Source organism: Streptomyces sp. A1136, from assembly GCF_004795055.1.
Taxonomy (GTDB): Bacteria; Actinomycetota; Actinomycetes; order Streptomycetales; family Streptomycetaceae; genus Streptomyces.
Window position 1 is genome coordinate 113062 of sequence record NZ_SSBJ01000007.1, and the last position, 13248, is coordinate 126309.

The 13248-nt window shown below is 71.6% G+C and carries 14 protein-coding genes; 2 read left to right on the forward strand and 12 right to left on the reverse strand.

What is annotated here, in order from left to right:
- Position 1 precedes the first annotated feature (1 nt).
- The 9 genes from hpnD to E6R62_RS09135 all read right to left on the reverse strand — a co-directional run bounded on the left by hpnD (position 2) and on the right by E6R62_RS09135 (position 9303).
- Positions 2 to 925: a presqualene diphosphate synthase HpnD gene (gene hpnD, locus E6R62_RS09095; RefSeq protein WP_136212815.1), complete on the reverse strand. Its 924-nt coding sequence runs from the start codon at positions 923 to 925 to the stop codon at positions 2 to 4.
- A gap of 50 nt (positions 926 to 975) precedes the next feature.
- Positions 976 to 1923 carry a squalene synthase HpnC gene (gene hpnC / locus E6R62_RS09100; RefSeq protein WP_136212816.1) on the reverse strand — a complete coding sequence of 316 codons (948 nt, stop codon included), beginning with the start codon at positions 1921 to 1923 and terminating at the stop codon, positions 976 to 978.
- Between the two features lie 341 nt (positions 1924 to 2264).
- Complete coding sequence (locus E6R62_RS09105; protein ID WP_136212817.1) at positions 2265 to 3047, reverse strand: ABC transporter ATP-binding protein; 783 nt, start codon at positions 3045 to 3047, stop codon at positions 2265 to 2267.
- Positions 3040 to 3969, reverse strand: coding sequence for an ABC transporter permease (locus E6R62_RS09110; RefSeq protein WP_136212818.1), 930 nt, complete (start codon positions 3967 to 3969; stop codon positions 3040 to 3042). The genes E6R62_RS09105 and E6R62_RS09110 overlap by 8 nt, the downstream gene beginning before the upstream one ends.
- Before the next feature lie 98 nt (positions 3970 to 4067).
- Positions 4068 to 4970: a glycosyltransferase family 2 protein gene (locus E6R62_RS09115; RefSeq protein ID WP_136212819.1), complete on the reverse strand. Its 903-nt coding sequence runs from the start codon at positions 4968 to 4970 to the stop codon at positions 4068 to 4070.
- Positions 4967 to 5746, reverse strand: coding sequence for a CDP-alcohol phosphatidyltransferase family protein (locus E6R62_RS09120; RefSeq protein ID WP_136212820.1), 780 nt, complete (start codon positions 5744 to 5746; stop codon positions 4967 to 4969). The genes E6R62_RS09115 and E6R62_RS09120 overlap by 4 nt, the downstream gene beginning before the upstream one ends.
- The gene (locus E6R62_RS09125; RefSeq protein ID WP_136212821.1) at positions 5724 to 6785 is read right to left on the reverse strand and encodes an iron-containing alcohol dehydrogenase family protein; all 1062 of its coding nucleotides are present in this window, start codon (positions 6783 to 6785) and stop codon (positions 5724 to 5726) included. Before E6R62_RS09125 ends, E6R62_RS09120 begins: the two co-directional genes overlap by 23 nt.
- Complete coding sequence (locus E6R62_RS09130; protein WP_136212822.1) at positions 6773 to 7525, reverse strand: sugar phosphate nucleotidyltransferase; 753 nt, start codon at positions 7523 to 7525, stop codon at positions 6773 to 6775. Before E6R62_RS09130 ends, E6R62_RS09125 begins: the two co-directional genes overlap by 13 nt.
- Positions 7522 to 9303: a DUF5941 domain-containing protein gene (locus E6R62_RS09135; RefSeq protein ID WP_136212952.1), complete on the reverse strand. Its 1782-nt coding sequence runs from the start codon at positions 9301 to 9303 to the stop codon at positions 7522 to 7524. The genes E6R62_RS09130 and E6R62_RS09135 overlap by 4 nt, the downstream gene beginning before the upstream one ends.
- Positions 9304 to 9643: 340 nt before the next feature.
- Between E6R62_RS09135 and idi the strand changes: the two genes are divergently transcribed.
- On the forward strand, positions 9644 to 10243 hold the full coding sequence (gene idi, locus E6R62_RS09140) for an isopentenyl-diphosphate Delta-isomerase (protein ID WP_136212823.1): 600 nt from the start codon (positions 9644 to 9646) through the stop codon (positions 10241 to 10243).
- A 42-nt stretch (positions 10244 to 10285) separates the two neighbouring features.
- On the opposite strand, the gene E6R62_RS09145 is transcribed toward idi, so the two are convergent.
- Both E6R62_RS09145 and E6R62_RS09150 read right to left on the reverse strand, forming a co-directional pair.
- The gene (locus E6R62_RS09145) at positions 10286 to 10828 is read right to left on the reverse strand and encodes an ATP-binding protein (protein ID WP_136212824.1); all 543 of its coding nucleotides are present in this window, start codon (positions 10826 to 10828) and stop codon (positions 10286 to 10288) included.
- A gap of 94 nt (positions 10829 to 10922) precedes the next feature.
- Positions 10923 to 11633 (reverse strand): HdeD family acid-resistance protein, encoded by a 711-nt coding sequence (locus tag E6R62_RS09150; protein WP_136212953.1) that lies wholly within the window; start codon positions 11631 to 11633, stop codon positions 10923 to 10925.
- A 68-nt stretch (positions 11634 to 11701) separates the two neighbouring features.
- On the opposite strand from E6R62_RS09150, the gene E6R62_RS09155 reads away from it, so the two are divergent.
- A complete protein-coding gene (locus E6R62_RS09155; RefSeq protein WP_136212825.1) occupies positions 11702 to 12451 on the forward strand; it encodes an enoyl-CoA hydratase/isomerase family protein in 750 nt (249 codons plus the stop codon).
- On the opposite strand, the gene E6R62_RS09160 is transcribed toward E6R62_RS09155, so the two are convergent.
- Positions 12426 to 13064 (reverse strand): DJ-1/PfpI family protein, encoded by a 639-nt coding sequence (locus E6R62_RS09160; RefSeq protein WP_136212826.1) that lies wholly within the window; start codon positions 13062 to 13064, stop codon positions 12426 to 12428. The genes E6R62_RS09155 and E6R62_RS09160 overlap by 26 nt on opposite strands.
- Positions 13065 to 13248 lie beyond the last annotated feature (184 nt).

The window sequence follows — 13248 nt, forward strand, 5'->3', positions numbered from 1 at the left end:
ATCAGCTCCGCCTCCTGGTGCTCTGGCGGGAGATGGTCCGGGCGTCGAGGCCGGACAGGCCCCGGACGGCGACGTACGCCTTCTCGTGGGTCGGCAGCGAGACGCGCCCGCGCAGGACGGCCTCGGGTTCGCGTTCGATGCGGTCGAGGAGGCGCCGGTAGATGCCGGCCATCGCGGCCACGCAGGCGCCGCTGCGCCGGTCGAGCATCGGCAGCAGTCGGTATCCCTCGGCGAACAGGGCGCGGGCGCGGCGGACTTCGTGGTGGACGAGTCCGGCGAAGTCGGCGCCTTCCGCTGCCCGGTCGCCGTGGAAGCCCTCGGAGCAGCCGAACTTGACGAGGTCCTCGGCCGGAAGGTAGGTGCGTCCGTTCCCGGCGTCCTCGCGAACGTCCCGGAGGATGTTGGTGAGTTGCAGCGCGAGACCGAGGGTGTCGGCGTACTCGGGGGCCCGGGCGGCGTCGGCGGCGCCGGGGGCCGTGCCGAACACGCCGAGGGAGAGTCGCCCGATGGCGCCCGCCACGCAGCGGCAGTAGACCTTGAGGTCGTCCCAGGTCTCGTAGGTCTCGCCGCGGACGTCCATCAGGACCCCGTCGATGAGTTCGTCGAGGCCGCCGAGGGGGATCGGGAACCGCCGGGCGGCGTGGGCGAGCGCGACGGCGACGGGGTCGGTGTCGTCCTCGTCGATCTTCTCGGCGCGGATCCGCCCGAGCAGGGCGCGGGTCTCCTCCAGCCGCGCGAGCTTGGCGTCAGCGGGCAGGGTGCCGTCGCCGATGTCGTCGACGCGGCGGGAGAAGGCGTACAGGGCGGACATCGCCTGTCGCTTGTCCGTGGGCAGCAGACGGATGCCGTACGCGAAGTTGCGCGCCTGGGCGCCGGTGACGGCCTCGCAGTAGCTGTAGGCCGCGGAAACAGGTGCGTTCGGCACGGACGGTGCGGACGGTGCGGACGCGTGTGTGGGGCCCTCCACGTTCGGGCTCACCCCTTTCTCGGCGCTGTGCGCAGGACGGCGGCCACCTCGCGGAGCAGGCCGCTCCTGGTGGGCTTGGGCGGGCCGGGGGCCACGTCGAAGCCGGCGGCCGCGATGGCGTTCAGGGCGGCCCGGCCCCCTCCCACGAAACCCGCGAGCAGCAGCCGGAGCCTGCCGTGCACGCTGCCCACGAGGGGGGTTCCCTCGTCGAGCAGCGCGCGGGCACGTTCGGTTTCGAATGCGATCAGGGAGCGTACGGATGCTCCGGCGGTGGGCGCTTTCAGGTCGGTCTCGGTGACGTGGAAGCGGCGCATGTCCTGACCGGGGAGGTAGATCCGGTCGCGGCCGAGGTCCTCGGTGACGTCCTGGAGGTGCTCGGCGATCTGCAGGGCGGTGCAGATGGCGTCGGAGTGGCGGACCCGCTGGGGGGTGCTGGTCCCGGTGAGGGAGAGCACCAGCCGGCCCACGGTGTTGGCGGACAGCTCGCAGTAGGAGACCAGGTCGGCGTAGCTCTCGTAGCGGGAGACCCGCTGGTCCTGGCGGTTGGCCTCGATGAGCCCGAGGAAGGGTTCGGGGGTCAGGTCGTGGGCGCGGACCACGGGCACCAGGTTCCGCAGGAGCGGGTGGCGCGGAGGGCCGTCGGCGGCGCCGAAGACGCGCTTGAGGTCGGTCTCGAAGGCGTCCAGCATGGCCGGCCGGTCGTCGGTGGCGGCCGCGTCGAGGCCCAGCAGTTCGGCGTCGTGCCCGCCGGGGGCGAGATCGCCGTCGCCGATGTCGTCGACCAGTCGGGCGTACCCGTAGACCGCCATCAGTCCCGTCCGCCACGCGCGGGGGAGGAAGACGGGGGCGACGGGGAAGTTCTCCGTCCGGGCCTTGCCGAGGGTGGCGTGCGCGTGGGCGTCGGAGGCTGTTTGGGCCGTGTGCCGCCCGGGTCGGGTGCCGTGCCCCGGGGTCACCGCCCGCCGCCCGGGGCGGGGACGGCCGCCGTCCCTGTGGGCCGGAGAATTCCCATAGCCATTGCCGTCACATCTCCCGTTCTACACTGCCGACCCAAGTCATCCTATTTCGGACACGCCGCCGGACTTTACCCGGGGTACCCCGGCCTTTTTCGACTGCGGGGAAACATCCCCTCTTGGCGCGATTGGAGAACCGGTCCAGCTTACGCTGTACAACGCCGCGAGGGCCTATCGGGTATTCGTCCGAGAGGCAATGTCGAGGACCGCAATACACCCGTCACGCCGAGGCCCCCGCCGTACGGAACGGCAGGGGCCCGCAGTCGTCATACGTGGCGTCGCCGTCAGTGGCTGGTGGCCTTCTCGTACGCCGAGACGACTTCCTCGGTGGGCCCGTCCATCAGGAGTTCGCCCTTCTCCAGCCACAGCACCCGGTCACAGGTATCGCGGATGGACTTGTTGTTGTGGCTCACCAGGAAGACGGTGCCGGCCTTCTCGCGCAGCTCGCGGATGCGGGCCTCGGAACGGACCTGGAACTTCCGGTCACCGGTCGCCAACGCCTCGTCGATCATCAGGACGTCGTGGTCCTTGGCGGCGGCGATGGAGAAACGCAGGCGCGCGGCCATACCGGAGGAGTAGGTGCGCATCGGCAGGGAGATGAAGTCGCCCTTCTCGTTGATGCCGGAGAAGTCGACGATGTCGTCGTAGCGCTCGTGGATCTGCTCGCGCGTCATGCCCATCGCGAGTCCGCCGAGTACGACGTTGCGCTCGCCGGTCAGGTCGTTCATCAGCGCCGCGTTGACGCCCAGCAGCGAGGGCTGACCGTCGGTGTAGACCCGGCCGGACTCGCAGGGCAGCAGACCCGCGATGGCACGCAACAGCGTCGACTTGCCCGATCCGTTGGAGCCGATGAGGCCGATGGCCTCGCCCCGGTAGGCGGTGAAGGAGACTCCGCGCACGGCGTGCACCTTGCGGACGCCCGGGGAGTCGCCGTTGCCGCGCCGCATGATCTTGCTGAGCGCCGCGGTGGCGCTGCCCTTGCCGGCGCTGCCGGTGTTGACCCGGTAGACGATGTGGACGTCGTCGGCGATGACGGTGGGGACGCGTCCCCTGTTGTTCTCAGCCACGGCCGTAACGCTCCTCAGCCTTCCAGAAGTAGACGAACCCGCCGATACCGATGACGACGGCCCAGCCGACCGCGAAGGCCCAGACGTGCGGCGGCAGGTGGTGCGGGCCGTAGCTGTCGATCAGCGCGAAGCGGATCAGGTCCATGTAGATCGCCGCGGGGTTCCACTGGAGCACCTCCGCGATCCAGTGCGGCCTGCCCTTGAGCATCTCGCTGATGGAGAACATGACGCCCGAGGCGTACATCCACGTGCGGGTGATGAAGGGCATCAGCTGCGCGAGGTCGGGGGTCTTGGACCCCATCCGCCCGAAGATCAGCGCGAGGCCGGTGTTGAAGACGAACTGCAGGGCCAGCGTCGGGATGACCAGCAGCCAGGCCGGGCGCGGGTAGTTCCCGAAGGCGACCACGATGACGAGCACCACGATCATCGAGTACAGCAGCTGCCCGAGCTGCTGCAACGAGAAGGAGATCGGCAGGGAGGCACGCGGGAAGTGCAGCGCGCGGACCAGGCCGAGGTTGCCCGGGATCGCCCTGACGCCCGCCATCAGCGAGCTCTGGGTGAAGGAGAAGACGAAGATCCCGATCACCAGGAAGGGGATGTACGCGCCCTTCGGCATGCCGCGTCCCGCGTTCAGGATGAGGCCGAAGATCAGGTAGTAGACCAGCGCGTTCAGCAGGGGGGTCGCCACCTGCCAGATCTGGCCGAGCTTCGCCTCGCTGTACTGCGCGACCAGCTTCGCCCGGGAGAAAGCCATGATGAAGTGGCGCCGCCCCCAGAGCTCGCGCACGTACCCGCCCAGGCTGGGCCGGGCGCCGCTGACGGACAGGCCGTACTTCCTGGCGAGCTCGGCGGGGGTGAGCCCCGCGTCTTCGGACGGCGGCTTGCTCGTGGCGAGGGCGCCGTCGTGGGTTGTGTCACTCACAAGTTGAAACTTTCCGTCTTCAAGATGCGGCAGAAGGGGGCATCGGACCCTGGGGCGCGGGCCCGGTGATCGGGCCCATGCTCCCAGACCCGAGCTTGTCAGATGACAGGTGGTCGGCCCAGCCGGGTCAACCGCCAGACCGTACGCCACTTCATGGGGCGACGCGGACCGCAGGGGACGGTCCAACCCTCTCTGAACCCGCCGAACCAGGCTTTGAGCGCCGGAGCGGAGGGCTTGCGCACGAGGGTGAGGGCCATCCAGACGCCCAGGTACACCGGCACCAGCGGGGCGGGCAGGTTGCGGCGGGCGAGCCACACCCGGTTACGGGCCACCATACGGTGGTAGACCGCGTGCCGGGAGGGGGCCGTCTTCGGGTGCAGCAGCACCATGTCCGCCCGGTAGTCGATCAGCCACCCGGCGTCGAGCGCCCGCCAGGCCAGATCGGTCTCCTCGTGGGCGTAGAAGAACTCGGCCGGCAGGGCTCCGACCTGCTCGAAGACCGCGGTGCGGACTGCGTTGGCGCCGCCCAGGAAGGTCGTCACGCGGGACGAGCGCAGCGGGTCCGAGGCGCGCAGCCGCGGTACGTGGCGGCGCTGCGTCTCGCCGGTGTCCGGATCGGCGATCCGGAAGCTGACGATCCCGAGCCGGGGGTCCTCGGCGAAGGCCTGACGGCACAGCTCGGCGGTGTCGGTCCGCTCCAGCAGTCCGTCGTCGTCCAGGAAGAGCAGCGCGTCCACGTCGAAGCCGTCGCGGCCGGCGGTGCGGAAGGCCTCGATGCCGACGTTGCGACCGCCGGGGATGCCGAGGTTCTCGGGCAGCTCGACGGTACGGATGCCCGCCGACGGGTCGGCGATGCCGGGGAGCCCGACGCCCTGGCCGACGACGACGACCTCGACGGGGTCGCCCTCCTGCCGGGCGACGGAGTCCAGGAGCGCCTTCAGCTCGTCGGGCCGGTTGCCCATGGTGATGATCACGGCGCCGAGCCGCATCGGGGCACTCACCGGAGCCTGCTGGACGCGAGGACCGACACCAGGTGCAGCACGGTCTGCAGCAGGGCGATGCCGGCCAGGACCGCGACGCCGAGCCGGGTGAAGAACAGGTCGCCGCGGATCTGGTCCAGGACGGCCAGCAGCAGGATCAGCAGGGACGCCTCGATGCCGAGGACGAGCCGGTGGAACTTCAGCGCCGCGGCGGCCCGGCGGGCGAGGGCCATGCCGGACGAGCGCGGCTCTGCGGCCGCCTCCTTCACCGGCGGCAGCCCGCCCTGGTGCCGGGCGACCCCGACCAGATCGGTCTCGGCCTTGATCAGGATCGCGCCGAGCGCCGCGAGGGTGCCCAGGAACGCCCACAGCCAGTCGATCCGGCCGCTGCCCCACAGGTCGGCGGCGCGCAGGCCGAAACCGACCAGGACCGCGGCGTCACAGAGGTAGGCGCCGACGCGGTCCAGGTAGACCCCGGAGAGCGAGAACTGCTGCTTCCAGCGCGCCACCTCCCCGTCGACGCAGTCGAGGAGCAGGTAGAGCTGCACGGCGACGACACCGAGGACGGCGCCCCACACGCCCGGCACCAGCAGGGCGGGCGCGGCGAGGACACCGGCGAGGGTCATCACGTAGGTCAGCTGGTTCGGCGTGACCTTGGTGGTGACCAGGACGCGGGTGATGCGCAGGGAGATCTCGCGCATGTACAGGCGACCGCCCCAGTGCTCGCCACTGCGCCGGTCCTTGACGCCCGCCGGGTGCACGACGGGCCGGAGTTCAGCTACGGATGGTCTTGGCATAGTCGGCGTAAGCGTCCCTGATCTCGGCTGCGGACAGGTTGAGGTGCTCCAGGATGGTGAAGCGTCCCGGGCGGGTCTGGGGGGCGTACTCGACGGCCGCGACGAACTCGTCCTCGCTGAACCCGATCTCCTCGGGCGCGGTCGGCAGGCCGTGGCGGCGCAGTACCTCGACGAAGAGTCCGGCCTGCTCCCCCGCTCCGCGCAGGTGCATCGCGAAGGCGGCGCCGATGCCGACCTGCTCGCCGTGGAGCGCGGAGCGGCCCGGGTAGAGGAGGTCGAAGGCGTGGCTGATCTCGTGGCAGGCACCGGAGGACGGGCGGCTGTCGCCGCTGATCGACATGGCGATGCCGGACAGGACGAGGGCCTCGGAGAGCACGGTGAGGAACTCGTCGTCGCCGCAGTCCCCGGGGTGGCGCAGCACGGACTCGCCCGCGGTGCGCGCCATGGCGGCCGCCAGGCCGTCCACGGCCTCGCCGGTGATCCGGTGCGACAGCTCCCAGTCGGCGATGGCGGAGATGTTGGAGATCACGTCGCCGACGCCGGCGCGGATGAACCGTACGGGCGCTTCCTTGATCACGTCGAGGTCGATGACCATCGCGATCGGGGTGGGCACGCCGTAGGAGCCGCGGCCGTTGTCGTTGTCCAGGATGGACACCGGGGAGCAGATGCCGTCGTGGGAGAGGTTGGTGGCGACGGCCACCATGGGCAGCCCGACCCGCGCCGCGGCGTACTTCGCGACGTCGATGATCTTGCCGCCGCCCAGGCCCACGACGGCGTCGTAGCGGCGGCCCTTTATGTCGTCGGCCAGCTTGACCGCGGAGTCGATGGTTCCGTCCACGACCGGGTACCAGTCGGCATGCGGCAGGACGGGTTCCAGGCGGGCGCGCAGTGCCACGCCGGAACCGCCGCTGAGCGCGATGGCGAGCTTGCCGGACGCGGAGATGCGCTGGTCGGCCAGGAGGCCGGCCAGATCGTCCATCGCCCCGCGGCTGATGTCGACGACAACAGGCGAGGGGATCAGCCGCGTCAGTACTGGCATGCGATCGTCCGACCCTTGGCGAGGTCGTCGTGGTTGTCGATCTCGACCCACTTGACGTCACCGATGGGGGCCACGTCGATGGTGAAACCGTCGTTGACGAGCTGCTGGTACCCGTCCTCGTAGTAGAGGTCGGGGTCGCGCTCGAAGGTGGTCTTCAGGGCTTCGGCCAGCGCCTCGGCGGCCTCGGGCTCGATGAGGGTGACCCCGATGTACTCGCCCGTCGCCGTGGCCGGGTCCATCAACTTGGTGATCTTCCGGACGCCCTCGCCGTCGGCCGTGATGACCTTCATCTCCTCGTCGGCCAGGTTCTTGACCGTGTCGAGGGCGAGGATGATCTTCTGGCCGTCGCCGCGGGCGGCCAGCAGGGTGCGCTCGACGGAGACCGGGTGGACGGTGTCGCCGTTGGCGAGGATCACGCCCCGCTTGAGGACGTCTCGGGCGCACCACAGGGAGTAGGCGTTGTTCCACTCCTCGGCCTTGTCGTTGTCGATCAGCGTGATCTTCACGCCGTACTTGGCCTCCAGGGCCTCGCGGCGTTCGTACACGGCTTCCTTGCGGTAGCCGACCACGATGGCGACTTCGGTCAGCCCGACCTCGGCGAAGTTGCCGAGCGTCAGGTCGAGGACCGTGAGGCTCTCCTCGTCGCCTTCGGGGCCGACGGGCACGAGGGCCTTGGGCAGGGTGTCGGTGTAGGGACGCAGGCGGCGTCCGGCACCGGCAGCGAGTACAAGGCCGATCATGCTGGTTCTCCTTCGTCGTGTACGGCGGGTGCCCCGGAGGAGACCCAGAAGCGGATGCTCTCCACGAGCACCACCTGTGCCACGGCCACGGCCAGGGCCGTGAGCGCGGCGGGGAAGTCCGCGGCGCGCGTCGCCAGTACGGCGGCCAGGACGGCGGTGAGGAGCACCCGGCCCTCGTGACCGCCGGTCGTCCGCACCAGCCAGTGCGGGGGCGCGCCGGTGCCACCGCGGATGCGGTACACCGTGTCGTAGTGATGGTAGGCGACCGCCGCGACCAGTCCGAATGCCGCCGGAAGCGCTCCCGGGACGTCCGCCTTGGCGGCGAGGATCAGCACGGTCGTGTACTCGGCGGCCCGGAAGACGGGCGGGACCAGCCAGTCGAGGGCGCCCTTGAGGGGGCGGGCGACGGCCACTCCGGCGAGCACCGCGTAGACGACGGCGGCGATCACGGTCTGGCGGGCTCCGAAGGGCTGGGCCCAGGCCGTCCACAGCAGCGCGACCGCGGCGATCACGGCGGCGGCGAGTCCGACGCCCGGGACCGTCCGGCCGACGGCGCGGGCCACGAGTTCGGCGAGCGGACCGGAGTCCGCGAGGTCGGCCAGGGCCCGGGCGGCGCGGTCGGTCCTGCGGGCCTTGCGGGTCAGCGAGCGCAGGACGCGGCCGGCGGTGGTGTAGAGCGCGCCGAACGCGCAGCCGACGAGGAGCGCGTAGAAGACGACCCGGGGGCTGGTCGCCGCGGTCAGCACGGCGATCATCGCCCACCGCTCGCCGATCGGGAGGATGATCATCCGTCGGACCCAGACCGTCCAGCCGACGCTGTCGAGGCGGTCGGAGAGCGCGGCCGTCGGACTGGTGTTGGCGGCGGCGTCGTGGTTGGCCTCGTTGAAGGCGAAGTCCACGACGTGCCGGCAGGTCATGAGGATCATCGCGCCGAGCGCGAGGGCCCAGACGTCATCGCCGTGGCGGGCGGCGCCGAGGGCCAGGCCCGCGTAGAAGGAGTACTCCTTCGCGCGGTCGAAGGTCGCGTCGAGCCAGGCGCCCATCGTCGAGTACTGGAGCGAGTACCGGGCGAGCTGCCCGTCCGTGCAGTCCAGGACGAAGGAGACGAGGAGCAGCACCCCGGCGGCGATGTAGCCGCCCCGCTCACCCGTGGCGGCGCAGGCCGCCGCTATGAGCGCGGTGACGAGGGAGGCGGTGGTCACCTGGTTCGGGGTGAGGCCCCGGCGCGCGCACCAGCGGGCGATGTAACGCGAGTACGGGCTGATGAAGAAGGTGGTGAAGAACCCGTCGCGGGACTTGACGGCGGTACGCAGCCGCACGGCCTCCTCGTCCACGGCGGCGACGGCGGCCTCGGCCGCGTCGCGCTCGGCGACGGTGGCGGGTACGGTGGCGACCAGGGTCCCGAGGTCGGGGCGCTGCACCGGGGTGCCGGCGGCCTCGACCGCGGCCGCGAGGTGGTCCGCGTACGGGGCCGCGCCGTCGGGCGGGCCGGCCGCGGCGGCGTCGAGCGCGGCGCGCGCTCCGGGCTTGACGGCGAAGGCGCCGGTCACCGCGCAGGCGTCGAAGCGCGGGTCGGTGAGGGCGAGGCGCAGTGCGTGCCGGTGGCCGACGAAGGCGCTGTCGACGACGGCGACCCGCTGGTCGGCCGGTACGCCGGCCAGGGCGGTCGCGGTCTCTTCGGGCCCGGCGACCGGGTGCACGTCGAAGCCGAGCGACCGCAGTTCGTCGGCGAGGGGAGATCCGGGGACCGGCAGGCCGGTGAGGATGACGGTCGGCAGACGAACCCACTCCTTGCAGCGAACACTGGACGGCCGCCGCGCGGGGGCGGCGGCACGACGGCAGAGGCTATCGGATGAACGGAAGCCGGGGTTCACCAGCCGTTTGCGCCCGTACAAGCCGAATGTCCCGGGCGGCGGCCCCGGCCCCGCCATCATTGACGATCACGCCGAGGGACCACAAACCGCGTGTGTGTTCCCCCACAGAGTCCACCGCTCTCCTCCGCTCGACCGATGCCGCGTACCACGCGTCGGGGGGCAGACATGCGCGGATCGACGAAGTGGGGACAAGCCGCTTTTGTACGGCAGACTTGCAAGCCGAAGTCCGAAGCGAAGGATGGGTATGCCGATCACACCAGCCACCGCCGGGAACACCGCGTCCGCCGGCACCGGGACCCGGGAACCGATCATGCTCGAACTGGTCGACGAGTCCGGCAACACCATCGGCACGGCGGAGAAGCTCTCCGCGCATCAGGCGCCCGGTCAGCTGCACCGGGCGTTCTCCGTGTTCCTCTTCGACGAGCAGGGCCGCCTGCTGCTCCAGCGGCGGGCCCTCGGGAAGTACCACTCCCCCGGCGTCTGGTCGAACACCTGTTGCGGTCACCCCTATCCCGGCGAGTCCCCGTTCGCGGCGGCCGCCCGGCGGACCCACGAGGAGCTGGGGCTCTCGCCGTCACTGCTCGCGGAGGCGGGGACGGTGCGCTACAACCACCCGGACCCCGCGTCGGGGCTGGTCGAGCAGGAGTACAACCACCTGTTCGTGGGATTGGCGCAGGCCGCGGTGCGGCCGGATGCGGAAGAGGTCGGGGACACCGCGTTCGTCACCGCCGACGAGCTGGCGAAGCGGCACGCGCAGGCTCCGTTCTCCGCCTGGTTCATGACCGTGCTGGACGCGGCCCGGCCCGCGATCCGGGAGCTGACCGGCGAGGCGGCGGGCTGGTAGGCGTCACGCCGCGGGTCGTGCCCGGGGGCGCGGTGGTGGCCGTCACGCCCCCGGGACGGGGGCGGGCACCGGAGCGCTGAGGGGCAGGGCCGCCCAGATGACCTTGCCGCCGGTCGAGGTGTGCTCGACGTCGCACACCCCGCCGGCCTCCCGGGTGATCTCCCGGACGAGCAGCAGTCCCCGACCTCCGGTCTGGCCGAAGTCGGCCTCCAGCGCCTTGGGGCGGTAGGGGTGGTCGTCCTCGACGGCCACCCGCACCCACGCGCGGCCCACCGCCACCTCGACGGCGACCTCGGGAGAGAGCAGGGCGGCGTGCCGGACGGAGTTCGTCACCAGTTCGGAGACGATCAGCAGCAGGGAGTGGACCAGGTCCTGGTGGGCGGGCACCCCCTGGCGGCCTAGGAGGTCGCGGACCGCGCGGCGGGCCTGCGGAACGGATTCTTCAACCGCGGGCGCGGTGAACCTCCACACTCCTTCGTAAGCGAGAGGGTCCGCCGGAGCCTCCGGCTCACCTCCCCTGGCCTGCGGGACACTCCCGCTGTCGTCCATCTTCACGCCCCCGTCTTCGCGCTCGATCGTCTCCACGGTTCAAGGGTGGACAACCGGCAGGTCGGGACCGCGTGGCTGACCAGAAGTCAGCGCCAACCGTGCACTTTCTGACCATTGGCGTATGACAGCGTCAGTTGTTCGACCGTTCCTGACCCACCGGCCGGCCGTTCCCGGCTGTCCTGCCGCTCCCGTCCGCCCCGTCCCTCCGGTCGGCCGGCAGGCCCCGGCCGGCCTCCACCTGCTCCGGGGCCACTTGGTCCTCCTTGACCTGACGGAGTATCCGGCGGGCCGCCAGACCCATGGCGAGCAGGCTCGGCCCGTCGAAGAGCAGCGCGAGCGAGAAGAAGGCGCCGATCACGTAGAGGCTGTTGCCCGGCCGGCCGGCCGGTATCAGCAGGCCCGGCAGGATGCCGAAGGCACCCTGGACGAGCGTCGGCCCGAAGTTCGACCCGCGCGCCACGAGGGCGCCGGCCAGCCGGAACACACCGCCGGTGAGGAAGAGCAGGGCGGCGAACAAGGTCAGGGCCTCCGCGCGCGCCTCGGGGCGGCGCAGGATCACGAAACCGGCGGCGATGTCGACGGCGGCGACGATGACCACGAGCCAGAAGTCGTTGCTCTTGCGGGCCTGCACCGCCTGCGCGAGGCCGATCACACCGCCGGCCAGGAGGAGCCGGCCGAAGAGGAACACGGACGTGAGGGTGGCCACGTTCGTGTAGACGAGGCCCACGAGCCCGGCCACCACCAGCAACGACCCGAGGAAGGCCGGCACGCCGAAGCTGCGGCTGAGCTTCCGCTTCTCCCGCCGGGGCTCGGTGCGGCTCCGGTCTGCGCCCCTGGGGATGCCACCTCTCAGTGCCCCGACCGACTCCACCGATCATAGGTTCGGCCGACCCGGATAGCATCCGGCGCATGGACGCAGCCCTCCTTCACACGGTGGCCGACGGGGTCGCCACCGTCGTCATCTCGCACCCGGCGAAGCGCAACGCCATGACCGCCGACATGTGGCGGGCATTGCCCGGGCTGCTGTCCGCGCTGGCGGACGACGCGTCCGTACGGGTGGTCGTCCTGACGGGGGCCGGGCCGACCTTCTGCGCGGGAGCGGACATCACGTCGCTGACCGGTGACGACGACCCGCAGGCGTTGTCCGTGGCGGCGGAGGAGGCCCTGGCCGCCTTCCCCAAGCCCACGATCGCCGCGATCCGGGGGTACTGCGTGGGCGGCGGGAGCCAGCTCGCCGCGGCGTGCGACCTGCGCTTCGCGGAGGCGGGTGCCGAGTTCGGGGTGACCCCGGCGAAGCTGGGCATCGTCTACCCCGCCTCGTCGACGCGGCGATTGGCCGCGCTGGTCGGTCCCGCAACCGCCAAGTACCTGCTTTTTTCCGCCGAGTTGATCGATGCGGAGCACGCCTTGCGGGCCGGGTTCCTGAACGAGCTGCTGCCGGCCGGGGAACTCGACAAGCGCGTCGCGGACTTCGCCCGTACGCTGACCGCCCGTTCGCGGCTGACGCAGGCCGCCGCGAAGGAGTTCGCGGACGGCCGGACGGACCGGGACGCGTACTGGGCAGCCCAGGCGGCCGGGAGCGGCGACACCGCCGAGGGTGTCGCCGCGTTCCTGGAGCGCCGGGCGCCCGCCTTTACCTGGACTCCGCCGGCGGGCTGAACCCTCGCAGCCGCGCGACGAGTTCGGCCGGGGCCTTCGCGGGCGACCCGGCGTCGTACGGAGGCTGGGGGTCGTACTCGGTCATCAACTGCACGGCGCGGGCGACGTCGTCGCCCGCCGCGCGGCCGAGGAGGGTGAGGCCCATGTCGATGCCGGCCGACACCCCGGCGGCGGTCACGTACTTGCCGTCGAAGACCACCCGCTCGCCGGTCGGCTCCGCCCCGAACTCGGGCAGCCGGTCGAGGAACAGCCAGTGGCTCGTGGCGCGACGCCCGTGGAGCAGGCCGGCGGCGGCGAGCAGGAGCGAACCGGTGCAGACGGAGGTGGTCCAGGTCGTGGTCGCGTCGACGGTACGCAGCCAGTCGAGGACGACGGGGTTCGCCATCTCGATGTCGGGGTGCGGGCCGCCGGGCACGATGACGATGTCGGGCCGGGTCACCTCGTCGAGCCCCCGGTCGGCGACGAGGGCGAGGCTGCCGGCGTCGGTCCGCACGGGCCCCGGCCGCTCCGAGACGAAGACGACCTCGGCGCCCGGGAGCCGCCCCAGGGTGTCGTAGGGTCCGATGGCGTCGAGCGAGGTGAAGCGGTCGTAGAGCAGTACGGCGATCTGCATGGCTCCTCCGGAGCGGTAGTGGTCGACGGTCAGGACGGGTACGGCCGCGCTGCCCGAACGCCGCCCCCCGTGGGCGACGCCCGGGCTGCCCGGCGCGCGGTACGCGGTGCCCGGTGCTCGGTGCTCGGTGCCCGGTGCTCGGTGCCCGGTGCCCGGTGCTCGGTGCCCGGTGCCCGGTGCTCGG